Genomic DNA, 23180 nt, shown 5'->3' with positions numbered 1-23180 from the left:
CCGCCACGACGGGGTCAGCGGGTGGACCAGCGCTGGGCGCCGGTGCCGTTGCAGGTGTAGAGCTGCACCAGCGTGCCGTTGGCGGTGCCGCTCGACGTGACGTCCACGCACTTGCCGGAGCCCACGCCGACGACGCTGCCGTTGGTGTTGAAGGTGAACTTCTGCGCCGACGTGCCGTTGCACGTGTACAGCTGGATCTTCGTGCCGTTCGCGGTGCCGTTGGCGTTCACGTCCAGGCAGTGGGTGCCGTACGCGCGCAGCTCGCCCGCCGCGGTCCGGGTCCAGCGCTGGTTCGCGCCCGCGTGGCAGTCGAAGATCACCAGCTGGGTGCCGTCGGCCGTGGAAGCGCCGTTGACGTCCAGGCAGCGGTTGGCTTGCGGGTTGGCCAGCAGCACCTCGGTGCCCACCGGCGGCGTGGCGATCGGGGTGAGGCTGCCGGGCACCGACTGGAGTGCGGAGTGCCAGCGCGCGCCCATCTTGTCGTAGCCCGCGGCGTTGGGGTGCACGCCGTCGGCCAGGTCCGCCGTGGTGATGGCGGAGTGCATGTCGACGAGGTGGGTCCTGGGCCCCTTCTGCGCCACGATGCCGGGCACGGCCGCGTTGTACGCTTGCACGCGCGACTCGAGCGTGGCGTCGCTCTCGGGCGTGATCTGGGCGACGAACAGCTCCACCGCGGGGGCGTTCAGGCGGATCTTGTCGATCAGCGCCGACAGCCTGGCCGGGGCGTTGGCGATGTCGTAGTTCTGGTTCATGTCGTTCGTGCCGATGTGCAACAGGATCGTGCGCGGCGCGGACGTCTGGAGCCAGCCGACGATGTTCGCGTCGAGCTGGTCGATCCGCCAGCCCGAGTGGCCCTCGTGGTCGTGGTCGCCGAGGTTCGCCGGGCCGTTGAAGCCGGAGCCGACGAAGTCGACGGTCTGGCCCGCCGCCGCCATCCGCTGCCAGAGGTTGATCCGGTAGCCGCCGGGGACGTTGAAGCCGTCGGTGATGGAGTCACCGAGCGGCATCACCCGCACGCCGCCGTTCGACTCGGCCACCGCGGGCACCGTCGAGGCCACCGACATCCCGGTGGCCAGTGCTACCGCTAGCGCCGCCGCGCCCAGCCGCCTGAGGTTCCATCGCATGCCGGATCCTTCTCCTTCACCGTTGACGGAGAGTTCGCGTTCGCCCGATCGATCTCACCATCGAATGGAAAAGGGCGTGGTGTCAACGGTTCTGTCCGGGTTGTCAGCCCGCGCTTCGGCATTACCGCCGAACGGGCCATTTCCGCGGCGGGCGTCAGTCGAGGCGGAGAAAGGTTTCCCCGATCTCGGCACCCCGCGCGTTCGCGTAGCCGGTGCCGGTGCCGACGACGACGAAGCCCGCGCGCCCCAAGACCTTCAGCGAGCCCGCGTTGTCACTGGCGGCACTGGCGTGCAGGGGACGCGTCGGGACCAGGTCGAGGAAGAGGGCGAGCGCGCGGCTCGCGATGCCCTGACCCCACACGGCGCGGTCGATCCAGTAGGTGATCTCGGTGTCGCCCTCGACCACGAAGCACGCGATGCTGCCGACGAGACGTCCACCGTGGACCACCGCGCACTCCGTGACGTCCGTGCGGGCCCTGATCCTCGCCCGGTGGGCGTCGAACGCCTCGCGGTCGTCGGGGTCCCTCGCGGTGAACGCCGCCGTGCGGACCGACTCGGGGTCGCGCATCAGCTCGAACAGCACGTCGTCGTCGGTCGCCTCGATCGGGCGCAGCACCACGTCCATGCGGAGGAACCTAGCAGCGCCTAGGTGACCACGACGATCTTCCCGGTGGCCTCGCCCGCCTCCATCCTGGTGTGCGCCTGGACGATCTGGTCGAACTCGTACACGCGGTCGATCGGCACGACGGCCGAGCCCGCCGCGACGGCTTCCAGGAACTCCTGGAGCACCTCGGCGGGCAGGTCGCTCGCGTCGCCGCCGTAGGCGCTGAGCCGCACGCCGCGCGGCAGGTAGCCGATGGGGTAGAAGTCGGGCACGGTCCACACGTTCGACAGCATCCCGGCGAAGCACACCGTGCCGCCCACCGCGGTGGCGCGCAGGGTGTCCGGCAGGGTGGGCGTGCCGACCAGTTCCAACGCCGCGTCGACGCCCTCGGGCAGGATCGCCCTGACCTGCGCGGCGACGTCGCCGTCCTCGGCGAGCACGTGGTCGACGCCGAGCGCGGTCAACGCGGCGGCCTTGGCGGGGTTGCGGGTCGTGGCGAACACGGTCATGTCCCGCCGCTTGGCCAGCACGGCGGCGGTCATGCCGACCGACGCGGTGCCACCGCGAACGAGGAGCGACTGTCCTTTCTGGACACCGAGGCCGACCGTCAGCGCGCCGTAGGCGGTCTGGAGCATCTCGGGGACCGCGCCGAGCGTCGACCACGGCAGGTGGCTGCTGAACCGGATGACCTGCGACGCGGGCACGAGGGTGTGGTCGGCGTAGCCGCCGTCGAACGTCCGGCCCATGCCGCCCATCATCGCCACGACCTGCGCGCCGGCCGGGAACTCGCCGCCGGGGCAGCTCTCCACGACGCCGGTCGCCTCGATGCCGAGCACGCGCGGGAACGTGACGCCGTCGGCCAGGCCGAGCCGGGTGTGCAGCTCGGAGCGGTTCAACCCGAACGCCTTCACCCGGATGAGGACCCGGCCGTGGTCCGCGGTGGGGATCGGCAGCTCGCGGATCGCGAGCGCTTCGGGCGGTCCGGGTGCGTCGAGCACGATCGCGCGCATTGTGCCGCTGTCCATTCGCAGTCGTGGTGAACGGCGGAGCACCGTTCCAAGTGGACCGAGGGTAGCGGGCCGCCCGCAGGACGGCCCGCCACCACTCCGCTACGCGGTGAGCAGGGTCAGGCCGTAGACCCTGAGGATCTCGTTGACCGGCTGGAACCAGGTGCGGCCACCGCTGGAGCAGTTGCCGTACCCGCCGGAGGTGACGCCCTGGGCCTGGTCACCGGTGATGAACGAGCCGCCGGAGTCGCCGCCCTCGGCGCACACGCTGGTGCCGACCATCTCGTAGACGGCGCCCTGCGCGTAGTTGATCGTCTCGTTGCGACCCTGGATCACGCCGCAGTGCCAGTGCGTGGTCGAGCCCGAGCGGCACACGGACGTGCCGGGAGGCGCCTCCCACGAGCCGCGCACGAGCGCGTCGCTGACCTGGCCCCAGCCGAGCACGACGGGCACGTTCCACCAGCCGCCCCCGGTGCGGACGAACGCGTAGTCGTTGCCGGGGAAGGACGAGCCCGCGAAGTTGCCCTGGTAGGAGCGGTCCCAGCCGTAGGCGACGCCGTCACCCGCGGCGCAGTGCCCGGCGGTCACGTAGCCGCCGTGCACGGAGAAGCCGATGGAGCAGCGGTACGGCCCGACGTAGTACGGGTCGCCGCCGACCGTGCCCGCCGCGAACGTCGTGGGCGCCTGGACGCCCTCGGTGTTCACGATGACCGGGCCGGTCTTCTTGACGGTGGCCAGGAACGCGTCCACGTCGGCGTTCCACGCGCCGGGCTGGACGTCCACGACGACACCGCCCTGCCGGGCGTCGACCCGCCAGGCACTGACGCCCGCGGGCACGGCCTTCGCCTTGGACAGGCCGTCGATGCCGCTCTTGACGGAGGCGAGCTTGGCCGCGGAGTGCGTCGCGGTCGTGGTCTCGGCGCCGGTGGCCCGCACGGCGCGGGCCTTGGCCTGGTCGGTCAGGGCGACGACCAGCTTGCCCTTGGCGGCGTCGAACCAGCTGCCGCCGTAGGCGTCACCGGCCGCGGTGGTCGCGTCGGACGCGATCTTCGTGGCGGTGGCCTCCTGGCGGATCCGGGTCTTCGCCTGCTGCTCGTCGAGGCCGAGGTCTTGGCGCATCGCCTGGACCATGGCGGGGGAGAGGGCGGGTTCGGCGGGAGCGGGAGCGGCGGACGAGGTGGGGGTGAGGCCGAGTGCCATCCCCACGACCAGCAGGCCGGTCATGCCGACCCTGGTCATCCTGCTACAGCGCATGGTTCTCCTTCGGTGCGACGCAGGGACCCGCGACAGCGAAGGAGGGTTCGTGCGTCGCGGGGTCGAGCACGGCTCCGCGACCAGGGCGGGTGGCGACGGCGCCGACAGGGAGGTGAGAGCGCTCCCACTTCCCTGTGGGCCACTGTCGCAACGGTCGGGCGCTCCCGTCAATCCCCGTGGACCGAACTCTGTGGTCGCTGACCGAACGGGCAGTGGTCCGGACCAGTTCGGGCCGGAACCGGGCGGGACGGCGGCCGAAACGGTCGGGTCGGACCCCGTCAAGACTCGACAAGGCTGAACAAGATCCCCTCGCGATGCCTGTTTACAACGTTGTATCCGGACAGCTATAAACATCCCGGTGGTAGCGCGGCGCCGCGTTCCCTGGGCGCTCGCGGTGGAGTCCGACGACCTTGGGGGTACCCGTGCCCGATCAGCGAGTCCGGTTCGGCGCGCTCGGCGTCGCGCTCGCGTTCGCCGCGGCGGGCGTGGTCGGGACGGAGGCCGCCGCCGCCCCGGCCACGGCCGCGCCGCTGTACCCGGAGGTCGGTCGGGGCACGCACCTGCTCGACCACCGGGCGAAGCTGGCCGGGTTCGTCGAGCCGGACTGGTACGAGGCCAACATCCCGTTCGTCGACCTGCCGGACAAGACGATCGAGGACACGTACTACTACCGCTGGCGCACCTACAAGGAGGCGTTGAAGTACACCGGCCCCGAGGACGGCTGGATCGTCTCGGAGTTCCTCGGCCCGGTCGGCTACTCCGCTCCCGGCGGCGGGATCTCCGCCGCCGCGGGCCACCACGTCTACGAGGGCCGGTGGCTGCGCGACACCCGCTACCTGGACGACTACCTGGACTACTGGCTCAAGGGCAGCGGCGCGGGACCCAAGCCCGCCGTGGACTTCCTCAACGAGAACACCACGGACTGGGCCCACCAGTACTCGTTCTGGGCGGCCGACGCGGTGGTCGCGCGGGCGTCGGTGGACGGCCGGTTCGACTACGCCGTGGACCGGCTGCCGGAGCTGGAGAAGCAATGGGAGGCCTGGTCGCCGCAGTTCGACCGCGACCTCGGCCTGTACTGGCAGGTCCCGGTGTGGGACGCGATGGAGTACACCGCGTCGTCCTACCAGAGCGACGACCCCTACCACGGCGGCGCGGGCTTCCGGCCGACCCTCAACGCCTACCAGTACGGCGACGCCAAGGCCATCGCGAGCCTGTTGCGCCGCAACGGCGACCGGCGGACGGCCGACCGCTACGACCGCGACGCCAAGGCCCTCCAGTCCGCTGTGGAGAGTCGTCTCTGGGACGCCGACGGCAAGTTCTACAAGCACGTGGCCCGCGACGAGAACCCCGGCCGGACCAAGCTCGCGGACCGCGAGGAGATCGGCTTCATCCCGTGGTACTTCCACATGGCGCCCGCCGCGAACTCCGCGGCGTGGGCCCAGCTCACCGACCCGGCCGGGTTCGCCGCGCCGTTCGGGCCGACGACCGTGGAGCGCCGCAGCCCGTGGTTCATGCACGACGCCCTGCAAGGCTGCTGCCGGTGGGACGGCCCGAGTTGGCCGTACGCCACGAGCCAGACGCTGACGGCGTTGGCGAACCTGCTCGCGGACTACCCGGCGCAGTCCGCCGTGGACCGGCAGGACTACTACGACGTCCTGCGCGGCTACGCGGCCACGCAGCGCAAGAACGGCTCCCCGTACGTCGCCGAGGCGCACCACCCCGACGAGGACCGGTGGCTCTACGACGGCCGCGGCCACAGCGAGGACTACAACCACTCCACGTTCAACGACCTCGTGCTCTCCGGACTGCTGGGCATCCGGCCGCAGCAGGGTGACGCCGTCCGGCTGTCGCCGCTGGTGCCGGACGGCTGGGACCACTTCGCGGTGGAGAACGTGCCGTACCACGGCCGCAACCTGTCGGTGGTGTGGGACCGCGACGGCAAGACCTACGGCAAGGGCGCGGGCCTGCGCGTGTGGGTCGACGGCGACCTCGTGCACCGGCAGGCCGACCTGCGGCCGGTGGACGTGAAGGTGAAGCAGGGCAAGGGGTCCGCGGTGACCCCGCTGGTCGACGACCTCGCCAACGCCGCCACCGCCACGGCCTCCTACACGTGGTCCGGCGACAGCCCGGCCGACGCCGTGGACGGCCAGGACTTCCACCTCGACACGCCCTCGACCCGGTGGACCACCTACGGCAGCCCCAACCGGGAGGACTGGCTGGCCGTCGACGTCGGCGCGCCGACACGGGTGTCGGACGTGCGGATGGCGTTCTACGACGACGGCGGGGGCGTGCGCACGCCCGACGCGGTCGCGGTGGACTACCGCGCGCCGGACGGGTCGTGGGTCGCGCTGCCCGGAGTCGCGAAACCCGAGCGGGGGAAGTTGAGCCGGGTCGTGGTGGATCCGCCGGTGCTCACCAGTGCGTTGCGCGTGCGGCCGAAGCGCGACGACGGGGGAGCCGTCGGCATCACGGCCCTCCAGTCGTGGCGACCGGAGGACAGCCGGGTCACCGCCGCGTTCCGCACCCCCGACGACGGCGTGCTGCACGTGAAGTCCGGCGGCACCACCGAGGTCCGGGCGACCGTGCGCACGACGACACCGTTGACCGTGCGCCCCGAACTCCAGTTGCCCGCCGGGTGGACCGCCGCCCCGGTCGCCCCCAGGGTCGTCACCCCCGGCCGTCCGGCGGAACTGCGCTGGCAGGTCCACGCCCCGACCTCGCTCACCCCCGGCACCCGAGCCCCGTTGCGGCTGCTCGTCCCCACGTCCGGTGGCCGCGCCAGCGGGGACGTCGTCCAGGCCGAGGCCGTGTTCGACCCGGCCGACTTCGGCAAGGTCGTGTGGGACGACGGTTTCGACACCCTCGCCGACTACCGCGTCGGCGGGCGCTTCGGCGAACCCGCCCCGGTGGTGGGGGTGTCGGGAGGGTCGCTGACGGCGACCGCCGCGTCCCGCCAGTCCTCCGCCGTGCTCGTCGCGCCGGTGCGGGCGCCGGCGGGTGACGTCGCGGTGGTCCTGACGCCCACGTCGTTCACCGGCGCGTCCCCGGAGGACAGCGTGCTCGCCGGGCTCGCCGCCGGGCCGGACGACCTCGTGCTGTCCTGGTACAACAACAAGTCCCGCACCTCCGGTGTCGACGTGCGGGTCGGCGGCCGGGACTTCGGCGAGGGCGCGACGGGCGGGTGCTGCGCGGACGTGACGTGGGCGCCCGGCGACCGGATCGCCGTCGTGTTCGGCGCGACCACGATGACGAGCTGGCTCGGCCACGGCGCCACGTGGCGGTTGCTCCGGACCGCGCCCTACGCCACGGCGGTCACCCCGGAGCAGCGGGCGGCGTGGTCGCCCGCGATCGGCGTGCGCCTCACCTCCGGCACGCTCGCCCTCGACCGGGTCCAGGTGCTCGCGCGCTAGCCCGAATCGCTGAGCCGCTCAACCAGTACGCTCGGGCCATGAGCACGCACGAGACGAACGCGCGCCTGGTCGAGCAGCTCATCAGCCTCAGCGGGCTGGTGGTCGGGATGACCAGGAGCGTGGTGGACGCCGAGGGGCTCACCGAGACCCAGGCGAACCTCCTGTGGCTGCTCGACCCCGCCGCCGAACCCCGGTCGCTGCGCCAGCTCGCCGTCCGCCTCCAGTGCGACCCGTCGAACATCACCCTCATCAGCGCGAAGCTGGAGGAGAAGGGCCTGGCCCACCGCGCCCCGCACCCCGAGGACGGCCGGGTCCGCACCCTCGTGCTCACCAAGGCGGGCGAGGAGGCCCGTGCCCGGCTGCTGGCCACGACCTACGCGCACTCGCCGTTCACCGTGCTGGCCGAGCGGGAACAGCAGCAGTTGCACCGGTTGCTGGGCAAAGTCCTCGCCTCAGCGGGCTAGGGCGGGGCCGCCGACCGGTTCCGCTACCCGCACCACACCGTTCGGCGGGCGGGCACTGCGCGGACGGTGGGGATCACCCGCCCGCGCCCCTCGTCGTTCCGGGTCATTCGGGCGCGCCGGGCATCGCCGACGGGTCGTACGAGAGCAGTTCCCAGCTGTGGCCGTCCGGGTCGTCCACAGCGCGGTTGTACAGCCAGCCCATGTCCTGAGCGGGGCGCGGCTCGGACCCGCCTGCCTTCAGCGCGGCGTCGGCCAGCCGGTCGACGTCCTCCTTCGACTCGGCGGGCAGCGCCAGGATCGACTCGATCGCACCGGAGGCGACCGGCCGCGAGGTGAACCGGCCGAACTGCTCGTGCGTCATCACCTGCACGATCACCGCCTCGCTGAGGGCGAACTGCGCGGACGTCTCGTCGGTGAACTGCGGGTTGGGCACACCACCCAGCGCCACGTAGAACGACGTGCTCGCGTCCAGGTCGTTGACCGGCAGGTTGACGTAGATCTGCTTGAAAGTCACTGGGGTGCTCCTCGGTTCTCGTGGCCGGCCCTTCCGGCTGACTCGAACCTACGGCCGCACCTCGACCTCGGTCTTGTACAGGAGCGACATCATCTCGTCGGTGGTGGGTGTCCGCAGCTGGGTCGCCGTCCGCCCGACGAACCGGGTCAGCGACCGCGCCAGGTGCGGCTGGTCGTGGTACCCGACCAGGTGCACGACCTCGGTCGCGGCCACGCCCTGCCGCAGCAGCATCGCGGCCTGCCGCACCCGCTCGATCTGGCGGATCGTGCCCTGCGTCAGGCCCGTGGCCGCGGCGACCCGGCGCTGCACCGAGCGCGGTGTGACCAGCAAGGGCCGCTCCCCGGCGACGACGTCGGTCACCAACGGGTCCCGCACCAGCAGCCCCGCGCCGACGAGGCGCTCCACGAACGTCTCCGCGTTCTCGTAGGTGGGGATCTCCCACTCGTCTCCCTGCAGCACGAAGGAGCGCGGCGTCGTGTGCGGGCTCGACACGCTGCCGTCCACGAGCCCTCCCACGGGCAGGTTCCGCAGGAAGGCGCCGTGCCGGAAGATCACGCCGAAGGTGCTGTCCAGCCCGCCGCCCAACGGGACCACGGTGGGCCGGGTCTCGGGACCGCGGACCGACACGGTGGTGACGCCGTTCGACGCCCACACCAGCAGTTCCCAGTTCGAGTTCACGACCGACACCATGCGCTCCGGCGCGAAACCGCCACGCACACCGCTCGGCCCCACCCGGTACACGCCCTCGACGTAGGGCGAGTCCGACACCCGGTACTCGAGCCCTGGCATGTCCTCAAACCGGTCGAGCGCCACGTCCGGCATTCTAGCTCGGAGCGACTAGTGCCCGCGGTGATGTGCTGACGCGGCGGCGACGGACACGGTGACCAGGACCGCGCTGCCGACGAGGTCGAGCACGTAGTGGTTGCCCGTGGTGAGCACGGTCGCGACCATGCCGAGCGGGAACAGCCAGGGCAGCGGCGCGAGACGCGGGTGGGACGTCCGGAGCGCGGACCAGGCCACGTACGCGCACCACAGCGACCACGCGGTGTGCATGCTGGGCATGGCCGAGTACAGGACCTGGCCGCCGGTCGCCTGGGGCGCGTGGTTGCCGATGGGGGAGTGCTGGGCCACGACGTCGACGACGCCCGGCAGGGAGAACCGGGGCGGCGACATCGGCACGGCCCAGTAGACCGGCAGGACGAGGGCGACCATCACGAGCAGCGCCCGACGGCCCTTCCGGTAGACCTCGGGGTGCCGGAAGTAGGTCCACACCAGGACGCCGACGAGCGCGAGGTAGTAGAGGCGGTAGTAGTACACCGCGGGCAGGACCAGGGCCGGGTGGTCGGTGAGCCACCGGTTCATCGCGAGTTCGACGTCCAGGTGGAGCGTCTTCTCCAACGCCTGCAAGGACAGCGCGTTCGCGGTCGGCACGGAGACGTCGGTGGTCATCGCGGCGTGCAGGAGGGTGAAGACCAGGAGCGCCGCCCCGAGCAGGACGAGTTCGCCCACCCCGCGCCACAGGCGACTCGACCGGACCCGGTCGAGCAGGTCGCCGGACCGCGGATCCGGTGCTGGGTCGGTCATCCGGGCACCGTAGCGGATCACCCCTCGGTCGCGACCGGCGTCGACCGCACAAGTGCGGGCGTACTTCGGGACCACACGGCAGGATCGTCTCGTGGAGCACGAGCCTCGCCCCGATCCGGGCGCCTCCCACCAGTCGGCGGTCGCCGCGGAGTCCGGCACCGTCTACCAGGCGGGAGGGAACCTCACGGTCGTCGTGGTGCGGCTGTCGGCCGTCGTCGTCTTGGTCGCGGCCGCCGTCGTCGGACTGGTCGCGAGCCAGACGGGGGAACCGTCCGCGCCCCGGACGTCGGCCGGTTCGCCGCCTTCGGGCCGGGTGCCGCTGTTCGACCTCACGCCGGACAGCACGCCGGTGCTGAACGACGAGACCGACACCGTCGACCAGCAGAAGGACGCGAGGATCAAGGTGGCGCGGCACTTCTGCTCGACCGGCGTCCCCGCGGTGGTCGCGGAGACCTACGACCTCGGCGGTTCCTACACGACCTTCACCGCCCGCGTCAGCGTGGACGACGAGCCCAGCGGCACGCCGGTCACCTTCTCGGTGGTCGTCGACGGCGTCCGGGTCGCGACCAGGACCGTTCCGGTCGCGCGCACCGAGGACCTCGACGCGGACGTCGCCGGCAAGCGGACGATGACCCTGGAGACCACGACCGCGGTCTGCGAGGACGTGAAGGCGGCCTGGGTCTGGCCGACGCTCGTCACCCGGTGAGCCGACTCCTGGCATGCTGGAAGCCAAGGGGGACATCGTGAGCGCTGAGGAACTGCTGAAGGACCGTGATCACGTGCTGGTGGCGTTGGACGGGCCGGTGGTCGAGCACCTGCCGGAACTGCCCGTCGCCGACCGGCTGCGGGTGATGGTGGCCGAGGACCGGTTGCCGAGGAAGGTCGCGCGGACCGACGACCCGTTCGTCGTCCTGGCGTTCGCGGCGTCCATCGGCCCCGCCACCGAACAGGCCGTGTACGCGCAGTGGCGGCGGATCGAGCACGAGGTCGTGGCCGCGGCCCGCCTCACGCCCGGTGTCGGCGACGCGTTCGCGAAGCTGGCGGCGGGAGGAGCCCGCATCACCGTGGTCGGCTCACTGGACGTCCGGGTCATGCGCGCGCTGCTGGTGATGCACGGCCTCGACGCGCACGTCGGCCGCGTGGCCGGGCGGAACGACGCGGACCGCGCCGCCCTGCCACCCGCCCCGGACCTGATCACCTCGGCGATCCACGCCGCCGCCATCCCGGTCGAGTCGTGCGTGTTCGTCGGCACCACGAAGGACGACCTCGCCGCCGCGCGCGCCGCGGGCGTCGACACCATCCACCACGAGCGCGGCACCGCCACCCCCGCACCGCCGGCGGTGGTCGTCTCGCCCGCCTGGTTCGCCGGTCTGGCCGAGGTCAGGTCCGCCCCGGCACGCCGTCCCGCGGATCCTGCCGGAAAGACTGCCGGACCGAAGTCCTAATCCCGGTAGACCACTTTCGTGGTATATCCATCGCGTATCACGAGTCGGTGTCGTGATCGGGAATAGGCGTTCCAGAACACTCCTCTCCGCGTTGACAAAGGGGTTCCGACTGTGTTCGCGGATGGCCATTCAAGACGGTAAAGGCTGGTTTACGCCAGATGGCGATGTATCCGGACCGTGATCTCTGGCAGGTCGTGGTCCCGTTCTGGATACTGGCTTCCATGACATCGATGCGGTGGGACACCGATGCCCGGAAAGCCAGTGCTGCGCGGCAGGTCGCGCTCTCGGTCGCTGTCACAGCCGGAGTGGATCCGGTACCTCCGATGGTAGGTACTTCCGCCCGGTGACGCCGGTGTCCCGGATATTCGCGCGGGACGCTCGACGTTCTTTTGCGCGATACCCGTGCGGACGCCGGGCAATTCCCCGTGGACGGATTGTCGCGCTCATCTACCGGAGTGGTTGTGCGAGTGGACCTGTGGAGGCTGAATCCTTGGGGTGGCCCGGAGTGAACCGAGAACCAGGCTTCGAGCAGGACAGCGGCGACCTGGCCGCGTGGCTGGCGGGACAACTCGCCGAATGCCCGACCAGAACGGTGCCGATCGGGTCGTTGACCTTCGGCGTGACCCCTCGCGGGGTCGAGGCGAACATCGAGCACGTGCAGACGTTGAGCGCCGTCGTCGACGCGCTCCCCCCGATCGTGGTCCACGAGCCGACGGGCGAGGTCGTCGACGGCGTGCACCGGGTCCGCGCGGCGCAGCTGCGCGGCGAGCGCACGATCCGGGCCACGTTCTACCCCGGAACGGCCGACGACGCGTTCGCCATCGCGGTGCGGCTGAACTCCCAGCACGGGTTGCCGCTGTCGCGGGCCGAGCGGACGGTCGCGGCGAGGAGGCTCCTGCGGTCGCACGCGCACTGGTCGAACCGGATGATCGCCGGGATCACCGCCCTGTCCGACGCGACGATCCGGGGTTTGCGCCGGGAGAGCGGCGACCCGGTGGGGCTGTCGACCCGAAGACTGGGCAAGGACGGGCGGTCGCGGCCGGTCAACGGCTCGGACGGGCGGCTGCACGTGCGGAACCTGCTGGCCGACCGCCCGACCGCGTCCGCCCGGTCGATCGCGCAGGAGGCCGGCGTCTCGGTGAACACCGTGCTGGACGTGAAACGGCGGCTGACGGCGGGCGAGGACGTCCTGACCTCACGGGGCAGGCCCCGGCCCTCGGTCGTCGAGCAGACCAGGACCGAGGACGGGGGCAGGTCGCCGCGGGAGCTGAAGGACGACGCGGAGACGCTGCTGTCCACGCTCGCGCAGGACCCGTCGATGCGGCACTCCGACAAGGGGCGCCTGCTGCTGGGGTGGATGAACGTGAGCCGCAACGCGCTGAACGCCGTGGACGAGATGCCCGAGCACTGGGTGGAGTCGTCGGCGTCGCTGGCGCGCGCCTACTCCGCGCTGTGGCGGGACATGGCCGAACGGCTGGAGAAGCGGCGTTCCTAGCGGCGGGAGGGGTGCGGCGACCACCGCACCCCTCCACGGGTCACTTCCCGACGAACTCGACGAGCTGGGCGGCGATGTCGGCGGGCGTGGGCAGGCTCAGCAGCTCGGCCTGGAGGCCCTTCGCGGCCCTGGCGTGGTCGCTGTCGCCGAGCAGGCTCGACACGGCGTCACCGGCCTCCACCGCGCGGTCCGGTTCCACCGTGACGCCCGCCCCGGTGCCCGCCAGGCTCGCCGCGTACAGCGGCTGGTCTGCGACCTCGGGGATGCTCACCTGGGGCACGCCGTAGCGGGCCGCGGTGAGGATGGTGCCGCAGCCGCCCTGGTGGACGATCGCCGAACAGCTCGGCAGCAGCAGGTGCAGCGGGATCTGCGGGGCGATCCGCACGCCGTCCGGGAGGTCGCCGAGCCGTTCGGCGTCGCCCTCGGTGACGGCGAGGACCACGTCGAGGCCGGGTTTCGCGACCGAGCGCACGACCTCCGGCAGCAGGAACCGCTGCTGGCTCTTGAGCCCGCCGGTCATCGTCCCCCAGGTCACGCACACCCGCGGCCGCTCCGGCTCCTCCTGCAACCACGCGGGCCGCACGCCGGGGCCGTTGTAGGGCACGAACTGCATCCGGAACCGGTGGATGTCGAAGTCGAGCTGCATGGACGCGGGCACCGGGTCCACCACCGCGTCGGCGTACTCGTCGCGCAGCTCCACCTCGTACTTGTCGAACAGCCGCACCAGCGGCGACGGCCACCGGGTCCGCGGGTCGCCCTCCTGGACGCCGCTCTGCCCGGCCGCGCCCATGTAGCGCATGGTGTCCGTGCCCAGCAGGTGCCGCACCAGCTTCACGCCGGTGAGCTGCGCGGCCAGCGGCGCGGCGTAGATCCACGGGTCGGCGATCACCAGGTCCGCCCGCCACTCCCGGATGAGCCGCACGAGGTCGCCGGTCATCCCGTCGGCGCACCGGGCGTACGGCGTCCACATCATCTCCAGGAGCTTCTTCCGCTCCTCGTCGGTGAGGTCGACCAGCGCCTCGGACGTCAGCTTGCGGCCGAAGACCTCCTGGATCTCCGAGTCGACGGCCTGGTACGCCGCGAAGGTGTCGTAACCGTCGCCCACCACGGCGTGCACCATGCCGGTGGTCGACACCGTCGGGCCGAGCACGGCTCCGCACGCCACCAGGACCTCGTGCCCGGCGGCGCGCAACGCCCACGCCAGCGGCGTCTGCTCGCGGTAGTGGGTGGGGTAGTCGAAGGGGACGAACAACACGCGCATCAGGGGGTTCCTCTCGTGCGCCGAGTGCGGGTCGCCGTCGCGCGGCGGGGAGTGGTCGGGTCCGGTCCCGGACGCCGAAGCTAGGGCGGGAACGCTTGGCGGGCAACCGCTCGCGGGTGTCGGGGGTGTTCAAGTGCGTGGGCCGCGCGGTTGAACGGGGATAGGGGTTTGCCTGTCGTGGCAACGGATTGATCGGACCCCGCCGCTGACCTAACCTCCGAACCGCAGCGGATCCCGGCCGCCATCGACGACGGCCGCACCGCGTTCGACCACTCGGCGTTCCGACCACCCACCGCAGGACGAGCCCGCACCGACGGGTTCTTTCGGCGTGCCCACAAGGCTTTTCGACTGCGTCAGCTGACAGGAGGCCCGGTGTCCACTCGCGGCGACGGGGCAGTGCCAGGTCCCGAACCGGTGGCAGGCGACGGGATCGCGGTGGTGGGCCTGTCCTGCCGCCTGCCGGGCGCGTCGAGCCCGACGGCGCTGTGGGAGCTGCTGCGGTCCGGGACCGACGCGGTCACCGCGACACCGGACGACCGGCCGGCTTTGGGCACGGGGGTGCCGGAGCGCGGCGGGTTCCTCGACCACGTCGACCTGTTCGACCCCGAGTTCTTCGGCATCTCGCCGCGCGAGGCCGACGAGATCGACCCGCAGCAGCGCCTGGCGCTCGAACTGGGCTGGGAGGCGCTGGAGGACGCCCGGATCCTGCCCGCGGCGGTCCGCGACACCGACGTCGCCGTCTACGTCGGCGCGATGGCGGGCGACTACGCGACCTTGAGCGCGGCCCGTGGCGGTGCGGTCGGCCACCACGCGCTGGCGGGCGTGCAGCGGTCGATCATCGCGAACCGGCTCTCCCACTTCCTCGGCGCGCACGGCGCGAGCCTGACCGTGGACACCGGCCAGTCCTCGTCCCTCACGGCCGTCCACCTCGCGTGCGAGGACCTGCTGGGCGGCCGGGCCACGCTCGCGCTCGCGGGCGGCGTGCACCTCAACCTCACGGCCGAATCGGCGCTGCTGGAGGCCGGGTTCGGCGCTCTGTCGCCCGACGGGCGGTGCTTCACGTTCGACGCGCGCGCCAACGGCTACGTCCGCGGCGAGGGCGGCGGGTTCGTGGTGCTCAAGAGGCTGGCCGACGCCGTGGCCGACGGGGACCGGGTCCACGCGGTGATCCGCGCGAGCGCCGTGCGGCACGGCGCTTCGGCGGCGGGCCTGTCCGTTCCCGACGTCGGCGCTCAACGGGCCGTGCTGGAGGCCGCGTACCGGCGGGCGGGGCTCGTGCCGCAGTACGTGGAGTTGCACGGCACCGGCACCAGGGTGGGCGACCCGGTCGAGGCCGAGGCGCTCGGCGCGGTGCTGGGAGAGGGCCGCGACCACCCGCTGCTGGTGGGGTCGGTCAAGACGACCATCGGCCACCTCCAGGCCGCCGCGGGCATCGCCGGGCTGCTCAAGGTCGTGCTGATGCTGCGCCACCGGGAGGTCCCGGCCTGCCTGAACTTCGAGCGGCCCAACCCGCGCATCCGGTTCGACGACTGGAACCTGCGGGTCCCCACCGCGACGACCGCCTGGCCCGAGGTGGACGACCTGCTGGTGGCGGGCGTCTCGTCGTTCGGCATGGGCGGCTCGAACTGCCACGTGGTCGTGACCTCGGCTCCGCAGTCCGTCGAGCCCGACCGGGTCGCCGCCGTGGACTCGGTGGTGCCGTGGGTGTTGTCGGCCCGGACCCCGCGCGCTTTGCGCGACCAGGCCTCGCGATTGGGCGGCGTGGACGCCGATCCGCGAGACGTCGGGTGGTCGTTGGCGACCTCCCGCACGCTGTTCGACCACCGCGCGGTGGTCCTCGGCGACCCGGCGGCGGGCTTGGCGGCGGTGGCCGCCGAGGAGTCGTCGTCTCGAGTGGTGACCGGGGTGGCCCGTGACGGCGGGTTCGCGGTCCTGTTCTCCGGGCAGGGGTCCCAGCGGATCGGGATGGGCCGGGGCCTGTACGACCGGTTCCCGGTGTTCGCGCGGCGGTTCGACGAGGTGTGCGCCGCGCTGGACGAGCACCTGGGGGCCGAGCGACCGGTGCGGGACGTGGTGTTCGCGGGGCCCGACCTCGACCGGACCCTGTACGCGCAGACCGGCCTGTTCGCGCTGGAGGTCGCGCTGTACGCCCTCGTCCGCGAGTGGCTGCCCGCGCCGGACCACCTGACCGGGCACTCGCTCGGCGAGATCACCGCCGCGCACGTGGCGGGCGTGCTCTCGCTGTCGGACGCGTGCGCCCTCGTCGCCGCACGAGCCCGGTTGATGCAGGCGTTGCCGCCGGGCGGGGCGATGCTCGCCGTCGCCGCGTCCGAGCGCGAGGTGCTCGACCACCTGGCCGGGACCTCGCTGGACCTGGCGACCGTCAACGGGCCCACGTCGGTCGTCGTGTCCGGGGACGAGCACGCCCTGCCCGCGATTGAGGAGCACTTCCGCGCCGCGGGGAGGAAGACCCGCCGCCTCAGCGTTTCCCACGCGTTCCACTCCCGCCTGATGGAGCCGATGCTCGACGAGTTCGCCGCCGTGCTGCGCGGGCTGACCTTCCACGCGCCGCGGATCCCGGTCGTGTCCAACACCACCGGCCGGTTCCTCACCGACGAGCAGGCGCGCGACCCGCGGTACTGGCTGGACCACGTCCGCCGCACCGTCCGCTTCGCCGACGGCCTGCGGACGCTGGCCGACGCCGGGGTCACGACGTGGCTGGAACTGGGGCCGGACAGCGTCCTGACCGGCCTGGTGCACGACGTGGTCGACTCCTCGGCGGTCTCCGCGCTGCGGGCGGACCGCGACGAGGAGGCCACGCTGCTGCGCGCGCTCGCCGAGGTCTTCGTGGCGGGCGTCCCGGTGGCGTGGACGGAGTTCCTGGCCGGCGGCCGGACCGTCGACCTGCCCACGTACGCGTTTGACCGCCGGAGCTTCTGGCTGCGCGAGTCCGTCGAGGAGTTCGAGCCCGAGGTCGACGGCCCGGTGCTGGCCCGGCGGGTGGCGGAACTGGACGAGGACGGGCGGCGACGGGCCGTGCTGGACGCCGTCCGCGCCGAGGTCGCCGTGGTCCTCGGGTACGAGCACGGGTCCGAGGTGAAGCCCGCGAAGGCGTTCCACGACCTCGGGTTCGACTCGGTCACGGCGGTCGAACTGCGGAACCGGCTGTCGGCCGTGAGCGGGGAACGCCTGCCGCGCACGCTGGTCTACGACTTCCCGACCCCCGCCGCCGTCGCGGACCACCTGCTCGCCGCACTCACCGGCGTCACGGCGGACCCCGAACCCGCGCCGGTCGCCGACGCGGCCGACGACGACCCGGTGGTCATCGTGGGGATGGGCTGCCGCCTGCCGGGCGGTGTGTCGTCACCAGACGGGCTGTGGGACCTCGTCGTCGGCGAGGTGGACGCGATCGGCGGGTTCCCCGCGGACCGCGGGTGGGACCTGGACGGCCTGTACGACCCCGAGCCAGGGCGGGTGGGCACGTCGTCCACGCGCTCCGGCGGGTTCCTCGACGGCGCGGCGGACTTCGACGCGGCGTTCTTCGGGATCTCGCCGCGCGAGGCGCTGGTGATGGACCCGCAGCAGCGGTTGCTGCTGGAGACCGCGTGGGAGGCCCTGGAAGACGCCGGGATCGACCCGCATTCCTTGAAGGGGTCGCGCACCGGCGTGTTCGCGGGCGCGATGCACCAGGACTACGGCTCGTCGTTCGGCCCGGAGCAGACGGCGGGGTACGGCCTGACCGGTGGATCGGCGAGCGTGATCTCCGGCCGGGTGGCGTACTCGCTCGGGCTGGAGGGGCCCGCGGTCACCGTCGACACGGCGTGCTCGTCGTCGTTGGTGGCTCTGCACCTCGCGGTGCGGTCGGTCCGGTCCGGGGAGTCGTCGCTGGCGTTGGCCGGTGGCGTGACGGTGCTGGCGACGCCGTCGATCTTCGTGGAGTTCTCCCGGCAGGGCGGGTTGTCCGCCGACGGCCGGTGCAAGGCGTTCGCGTCGGCGGCGGACGGCACCGGGTGGGCCGAGGGCGTCGGCGTGGTCGTGGTCGAGCGGCTGTCGGACGCCCGGCGGCACGGACACCGCGTGCTGGCGGTGGTGAAGGGGTCGGCGGTCAACCAGGACGGCGCGTCCAACGGGCTGACCGCCCCGAACGGCCCGTCGCAGCAGCGGGTGATCCGGGACGCCCTCGCGGGTCTCGACGGCTCCGAGGTCGACGTCGTGGAGGGGCACGGGACCGGGACGCGGTTGGGCGATCCGATCGAGGTCCAAGCCCTGCTGGCGACCTACGGGCAGGGCCGGGAGCGGCCGTTGCTGCTGGGGTCGCTGAAGTCGAACATCGGTCACGCGCAGGCCGCCGCGGGCGTGGCGGGCGTGATCAAGATGGTGCTGGCGCTGCGGCACGGGCTGGTGCCGAGGACGTTGCACGTGGACGAGCCGTCGTCGCACGTGGACTGGGATGCCGGGGCGATCTCCCTGGCGACGGAGGCCGTGGCGTGGCCCGAGACCGGGCGACCGCGGCGGGCCGCCGTGTCGTCGTTCGGCGTGAGCGGCACGAACGCCCACGTCGTCCTCGAACAGGCCCCGGACGAGCAGACCGCCCCCGCGTCGGCCGGGCCGGTCGTGCCGTGGGTGCTGTCGGGCCGGACGGACGAGGCCGTGCGGCGGCAGGCGGAACGGTTGTTGGCGCGGCTTTCCGCGGAACCTGACCCGGTCGACGTCGGCTTCACGCTGGCGACCGGGCGAGCCCGGCTGGAGCGGCGGGCCGTCGTGCTGGGCGGTGACCGCGAACGGTCGCTGGCCGCCCTGGTCGCGGGAACACCCACGCCAGGAGTGGTGACGGGTGCCGCCACTGCGACCGGACCGGTGGGCTTCGTGTTCCCCGGCCAAGGCGCGCAGTGGGCGGGCATGGGGCGTGACCTGCTGCGGGAGTCGCCGGTGTTCGCGGCACGGATGGCCGAGTGCGAGCGGGCGTTGGCCGCGTTCGTGGACTGGTCGTTGACGCAGGTCATCCAGGACGGCGTGTTCGACCGGGTTGACGTGGTGCAGCCGGTGTCGTGGGCGGTGATGGTGTCGCTGGCGGCGGTGTGGGAGTCCTTGGGCGTCACGCCGGACTTCGTGGCCGGGCACAGCCAGGGCGAGATCGCCGCCGCGTGCGTCGCGGGTGGACTGTCCCTGGACGACGGTGCTCGCGTGGTCGCGTTGCGCAGCAAGGCATTGGTGGCGCTGGCCGGGTCCGGCGGGATGCTGTCGGTCGCGCTGCCCGCGGCGGACGTGCGGGGCCGGCTCGAAGCCGGGTGCTCGGTCGCCGCGGTCAACGGTCCGACGTCCACGGTCGTGTCCGGTGACCCGGCGGCGCTCGACCGGGTTCAGGCGTTGTTCGAGGACGAAAGCGTTCGGGTGCGCCGGATCCCGGTGGACTACGCGTCGCACTCCGCGCACGTCGAGCGGATCGAGGACGAACTGCTGCGGCTGCTCGAGTCGGTGCGGCCGCAAGCGGGTGAGGTGCCGTTCTGCTCCTCGGTGACGGGCGGGCTGGTCGACACCGCCGGGCTCGACGCGGCCTACTGGTACCGGAACCTGCGGCAGACCGTGGAGTTCGAGCAGGCGACGACCACGCTGCTGGACCAGGGCGTCGAGGTGCTCGTCGAGGTCAGCCCGCACCCGGTGCTGGGGCCGTCGCTCCAGGAGACCGCGGAGGCCCGCGAGTCGTCCGCCGTGGTCGTCGGGACGCTGCGCCGTGACGAGGGTGGCCTGGCCCGGTTCGCCACGTCGGCGGCCGAGGCGTTCGTCGCGGGCGTGCCCGTGGCGTGGGAGGCCTTGCTGGAGGGCGGCCGTCTCGTGCCGCTGCCCACGTACGCGTTCGACCTGCAGCGGTTCTGGCTGACGGGTTCCGCCACGACGGGGGCCGTGAGCGCGGCGGGCCTGACCCCGGCCGGGCATCCGCTGCTGGGAGCCGCCGTGCCGCTGCCGGAGGGGGTGGTGCTGACCGGCCAGGTCTCGCTGGCCGCGTTCCCCTGGCTCGCCGACCACCGCGTGTGGGGCACGGTCGTGCTGCCCGGCACGGCGTTCGTCGACCTCGCCCTGCGCGCGGCCGACGAGGTCGACTGCCGTCGCCTGGACGAACTCGTCCTGGAAGCGCCGCTGCTCCTGCCGGACCAGGGGCGTGTCCGCCTGCTCGTGACCGTCGGGCCGGACCTCGCCGACGGCACCCGATCCGTGACGATCCACTCCAGCCCCGAGGGCCCGCCGACCTGGACCCGGCACGCCACCGGCCACCTCAGCCCCACCGCCGTCCCCGTCGAGGTGGACGACGACGTGTGGCCGCCGGTAGGCGCGTCGGCCGTCGACGACGTGTACCCGCTGCTCGACGACCTCGGCCTGGAGTACGGCCCGGCGTTCCGGGGCGTCACGGCCGCGTGGCGGCGTGGCGACGAACTCTTCGCCGACGTCGTCCTGCGGGAGGACGTCGACCGGTTCGGCGTCCACCCGGCGCTGTTGGACGGTGCGCTGCACGCCGGAGTGCTCGGCGGCTTCCTCGGGGACGGCTCGCGGCCCCGACTCCCGTTCTCCTGGCGGGGTGTCACGGTGTTCGCCCACCGGGCGACGGCGCTGCGCGTCCGGATCGCGCCTGCCGGGCCGGACGCGATGTCGGTGCGGGTGACCGATCCCCAAGGCGTTCCCGTCGCCCACGTCGAGTCGTTGCTGCTGCGCCGGGTCACGCCCGAACAGGTGGCCGCGCGGACCGAGGGCACGGCACTCCTGCGCGTGGAGTGGACCGAACAGGCCTTGGACACCGTCGAGGGCGACCACCGGGTGCTCACGCCGGTCGAGGCCGACGGTGACGTGCCGGACCGCGTCCGGACGGTGCTCCACCACCTGCTGCACGAGGTTCGGCAAGGCCTCGTCGGATCCGACCGGCTGGTGGTGGCGACCCGAGGCGCGGTCGACACCGGGGGCGAGTCGCCGGACGTGGTCCAGGCGGCCGTGTGGGGCCTGATCCGCGTGGTGCAGACCGAGAACCCGGACCGGGTGTCGCTCGTCGACCTCGACCCGAACGACCCTTCCGGTGACGTGCCACCGCTTTTCGCTGCTCCCCAGGTCGCGGTCCGTGGTGGGCGTGCCCTCGTGCCGTCGTTGCGCCGCGCGGCTCCTGCGGACCGGCTGGACCTCGGCGACGGCACGGTCCTGATCACCGGCGGCACGGGCGGGTTGGGCGCGCACTTCGCCCGGCACCTGGCCGCACAGGGCGTCCGACACCTGCTGTTGTTGTCCCGACGAGGTCCGGACGCCGAAGGCGCTGCCGCGTTGCGCGAGGAGTTGGGCGAGCGCGTCACGATCGTGGCCTGCGATGTGTCCGACCGCGCTCAGCTCGCGGCCGTGCTGGCGGAACACCCGGTGACGGCGGTGGTGCACGCGGCAGGCGTACTGGACGACGGGGTCTTCGAGTCGTTGACGCCGGAGCGCCTCGACCGGGTGCTGCGGCCGAAGGTGGACGCGGCCTGGCACCTGCACGAGCTGACCGCCGGGATGGACCTGTCGGCGTTCGTGGTGTTCTCGTCGGTGTCCGGCGTCCTCGGTGGCGCCGGACAGGCGAACTACGCCGCCGCCAACACCTTCCTGGACGCGCTGGCCCAGCACCGCAGGGCCGCCGGACTGCCGGGGTTGTCGCTGGCGTGGGGCCTGTGGGCCGAGCGCACGGGCATGACCGCCGGGATGGCCGACACGGACGTGCGGCGGATGGCGAGCGGCGGCCTGCCCGCGTTGGCGCTCCGCGAAGGCCTGGCGCTGTTCGACACCGCCGGGACCGGTGACGCGCTGCTGGTGGCGACCGGGTTCGACGCGCGGGCGCTGCGGTCCGCCGAGCCGGGGTCACCGCTGCTGGCCGGGCTCGTCCCCCCGCGTCGCGCGGAGCCGACGTCGTTCGCCGGCCGCCTGGCGGGCAAGAGCGAGGCCGACCGGCGGGAGGTGCTGCTGGACGTCGTCCGGACCGAAGCCGCCGTCGTCCTCGGGCACGCCGGGCCCGACGCCGTCGACCCGACAAGGGCGTTCACCGAACTCGGGTTCGACTCGCTGACGGCCGTGGAGCTGCGCAACCGGCTCGTCGCGGCGACCGGGTCCCGGCTGCCGCGCACGCTGGTCTTCGACTTCCCCACGGCGGACCGCGTGGTCGACCACCTGGTCGCCGAACTCGCCGGAGTGGCGGCTCCAGCACCGGTCGCGGCCGCCTCGGTGGTGGACGCGGATCCCGTGGTCATCGTGGGGATGGGGTGTCGGCTGCCGGGCGGTGTGTCGTCGCCGGACGGGCTGTGGGACCTGGTCGCCGGGGGAGTGGACGCGATCGGCGAGTTCCCCGGCGACCGCGGCTGGGACCTCGACGACCTGTACGACCCCGAGCCCGGTGTGGTGGGCAAGACGTACACGCGCTCGGGTGGGTTCCTCGACGACGTGGCCGGGTTCGACGCCGGGTTCTTCGGGATCTCGCCGCGCGAGGCGCTGGTGATGGACCCGCAGCAGCGGTTGCTGCTGGAGACCGCGTGGGAGGCCCTGGAGGACGCCGGGATCGACCCGCGCACGCTGAAGGGCTCCAGCACCGGCGTGTTCGCCGGAGCGATGTACCAGGACTACGGCGCGCGGTTCGACGCCGAGGAGTCCGCCGGGTTCGGCGTCACGGGCGGGTCGGGCAGCGTGATCTCCGGCCGGGTCGCCTACGCGCTGGGACTGGAAGGACCGGCGGTCACCGTCGACACGGCGTGCTCGTCGTCGTTGGTGTCGCTGCACCTGGCCGTGCAGTCGGTTCGCTCCGGGGAGTCGTCGCTGGCGCTGGCCGGTGGCGTGACGGTGTTGGCGACGCCGACGGTGTTCGTGGAGTTCTCCCGGCAGAACGGGCTGTCCGCCGACGGCCGGTGCAAGGCGTTCGCGTCGGCCGCGGACGGCACCGGGTGGGCCGAGGGCGTGGGCGTCGTGGTCGTCGAGCGCCTGTCGGACGCTCGACGCAACGGCCACCAGGTGTTGGCCGTCGTGCGC

The 23180-nt window shown here is 72.7% G+C and carries 14 protein-coding genes; 6 read left to right on the top strand and 8 right to left on the bottom strand.

Annotated elements, in window-relative coordinates:
* Window positions 1-14: 14 nt before the first annotated feature.
* The 4 genes from ACFWW9_RS39075 to ACFWW9_RS39060 form a co-directional block, all read right to left on the bottom strand.
* Entirely contained in the window at window positions 15-1124 is a 1110-nt protein-coding gene (locus ACFWW9_RS39075; RefSeq protein WP_390387600.1) for a ricin-type beta-trefoil lectin domain protein, read from the bottom strand.
* Window positions 1125-1278: 154 nt separating this feature from the next.
* Window positions 1279-1749, bottom strand: coding sequence for a GNAT family N-acetyltransferase (locus tag ACFWW9_RS39070; RefSeq protein ID WP_390387599.1), 471 nt, complete (start codon window positions 1747-1749; stop codon window positions 1279-1281).
* Between the two features lie 20 nt (window positions 1750-1769).
* Window positions 1770-2753 (bottom strand): zinc-binding alcohol dehydrogenase family protein, encoded by a 984-nt coding sequence (locus tag ACFWW9_RS39065; protein ID WP_390387598.1) that lies wholly within the window; start codon window positions 2751-2753, stop codon window positions 1770-1772.
* Between the two features lie 84 nt (window positions 2754-2837).
* Window positions 2838-3989, bottom strand: coding sequence for a S1 family peptidase (locus ACFWW9_RS39060; protein WP_390387597.1), 1152 nt, complete (start codon window positions 3987-3989; stop codon window positions 2838-2840).
* A 422-nt stretch (window positions 3990-4411) separates the two neighbouring features.
* On the opposite strand from ACFWW9_RS39060, the gene ACFWW9_RS39055 reads away from it, so the two are divergent.
* Entirely contained in the window at window positions 4412-7399 is a 2988-nt protein-coding gene (locus ACFWW9_RS39055; protein WP_390387596.1) for a glycosyl hydrolase family 65 protein, read from the top strand.
* A 38-nt stretch (window positions 7400-7437) separates the two neighbouring features.
* Window positions 7438-7863: a MarR family winged helix-turn-helix transcriptional regulator gene (locus ACFWW9_RS39050; RefSeq protein WP_390387595.1), complete on the top strand. Its 426-nt coding sequence runs from the start codon at window positions 7438-7440 to the stop codon at window positions 7861-7863.
* Between the two features lie 103 nt (window positions 7864-7966).
* On the opposite strand, the gene ACFWW9_RS39045 is transcribed toward ACFWW9_RS39050, so the two are convergent.
* From ACFWW9_RS39045 to ACFWW9_RS39035, 3 genes are read right to left on the bottom strand one after another with little or no spacing between them, the layout of a single operon-like run.
* Complete coding sequence (locus ACFWW9_RS39045) at window positions 7967-8377, bottom strand: VOC family protein (protein ID WP_390387594.1); 411 nt, start codon at window positions 8375-8377, stop codon at window positions 7967-7969.
* 48 nt (window positions 8378-8425) lie between these two features.
* Window positions 8426-9166 (bottom strand): helix-turn-helix domain-containing protein, encoded by a 741-nt coding sequence (locus tag ACFWW9_RS39040; RefSeq protein ID WP_390387593.1) that lies wholly within the window; start codon window positions 9164-9166, stop codon window positions 8426-8428.
* 48 nt (window positions 9167-9214) lie between these two features.
* A complete protein-coding gene (locus ACFWW9_RS39035; protein WP_390387591.1) occupies window positions 9215-9961 on the bottom strand; it encodes a phosphatase PAP2 family protein in 747 nt (248 codons plus the stop codon).
* 91 nt (window positions 9962-10052) lie between these two features.
* On the opposite strand from ACFWW9_RS39035, the gene ACFWW9_RS39030 reads away from it, so the two are divergent.
* From ACFWW9_RS39030 to ACFWW9_RS39020, 3 genes are all read left to right on the top strand, one after another.
* Window positions 10053-10667, top strand: coding sequence for an NPCBM/NEW2 domain-containing protein (locus ACFWW9_RS39030; RefSeq protein WP_390387589.1), 615 nt, complete (start codon window positions 10053-10055; stop codon window positions 10665-10667).
* A 37-nt stretch (window positions 10668-10704) separates the two neighbouring features.
* A complete protein-coding gene (locus ACFWW9_RS39025; RefSeq protein WP_390387588.1) occupies window positions 10705-11406 on the top strand; it encodes an HAD family hydrolase in 702 nt (233 codons plus the stop codon).
* A 505-nt stretch (window positions 11407-11911) separates the two neighbouring features.
* Window positions 11912-12901 carry a ParB/RepB/Spo0J family partition protein gene (locus ACFWW9_RS39020; RefSeq protein WP_390387587.1) on the top strand — a complete coding sequence of 330 codons (990 nt, stop codon included), beginning with the start codon at window positions 11912-11914 and terminating at the stop codon, window positions 12899-12901.
* A gap of 40 nt (window positions 12902-12941) precedes the next feature.
* Here ACFWW9_RS39020 and ACFWW9_RS39015 read toward each other — a convergent pair whose 3' ends face one another.
* The gene (locus ACFWW9_RS39015) at window positions 12942-14162 is read right to left on the bottom strand and encodes a nucleotide disphospho-sugar-binding domain-containing protein (protein WP_390387586.1); all 1221 of its coding nucleotides are present in this window, start codon (window positions 14160-14162) and stop codon (window positions 12942-12944) included.
* Between the two features lie 372 nt (window positions 14163-14534).
* Here ACFWW9_RS39015 and ACFWW9_RS39010 point away from each other — a divergent pair.
* The coding region (locus tag ACFWW9_RS39010; RefSeq protein WP_390387585.1) for an SDR family NAD(P)-dependent oxidoreductase at window positions 14535-23180 on the top strand (8646 nt) is incomplete at its 3' end.

The sequence above is a fragment of the Umezawaea sp. NPDC059074 genome, from assembly GCF_042738955.1.
Lineage (GTDB): Bacteria > Actinomycetota > Actinomycetes > Mycobacteriales > Pseudonocardiaceae > Umezawaea.
The sequence above is the reverse complement of the archived record's forward strand: the minus strand, read 5'-3'. Positions and strand labels throughout refer to the sequence as shown.

Excerpts from the sequence above, each read along its gene's own strand:
- ACFWW9_RS39050 (WP_390387595.1), top strand. The coding sequence starts at position 7,438 with ATGAGCACGCACGAGACGAACGCGCGCCTGGTCGAGCAGCTCATCAGC.
- ACFWW9_RS39070 (WP_390387599.1), bottom strand. The coding sequence starts at position 1,749 with ATGGACGTGGTGCTGCGCCCGATCGAGGCGACCGACGACGACGTGCTG.
- ACFWW9_RS39015 (WP_390387586.1), bottom strand. The coding sequence starts at position 14,162 with ATGCGCGTGTTGTTCGTCCCCTTCGACTACCCCACCCACTACCGCGAG.
- ACFWW9_RS39065 (WP_390387598.1), bottom strand. The coding sequence starts at position 2,753 with ATGGACAGCGGCACAATGCGCGCGATCGTGCTCGACGCACCCGGACCG.
- ACFWW9_RS39060 (WP_390387597.1), bottom strand. The coding sequence starts at position 3,989 with ATGCGCTGTAGCAGGATGACCAGGGTCGGCATGACCGGCCTGCTGGTC.
- ACFWW9_RS39040 (WP_390387593.1), bottom strand. The coding sequence starts at position 9,166 with ATGCCAGGGCTCGAGTACCGGGTGTCGGACTCGCCCTACGTCGAGGGC.
- ACFWW9_RS39035 (WP_390387591.1), bottom strand. The coding sequence starts at position 9,961 with ATGACCGACCCAGCACCGGATCCGCGGTCCGGCGACCTGCTCGACCGG.
- ACFWW9_RS39075 (WP_390387600.1), bottom strand. The coding sequence starts at position 1,124 with ATGCGATGGAACCTCAGGCGGCTGGGCGCGGCGGCGCTAGCGGTAGCA.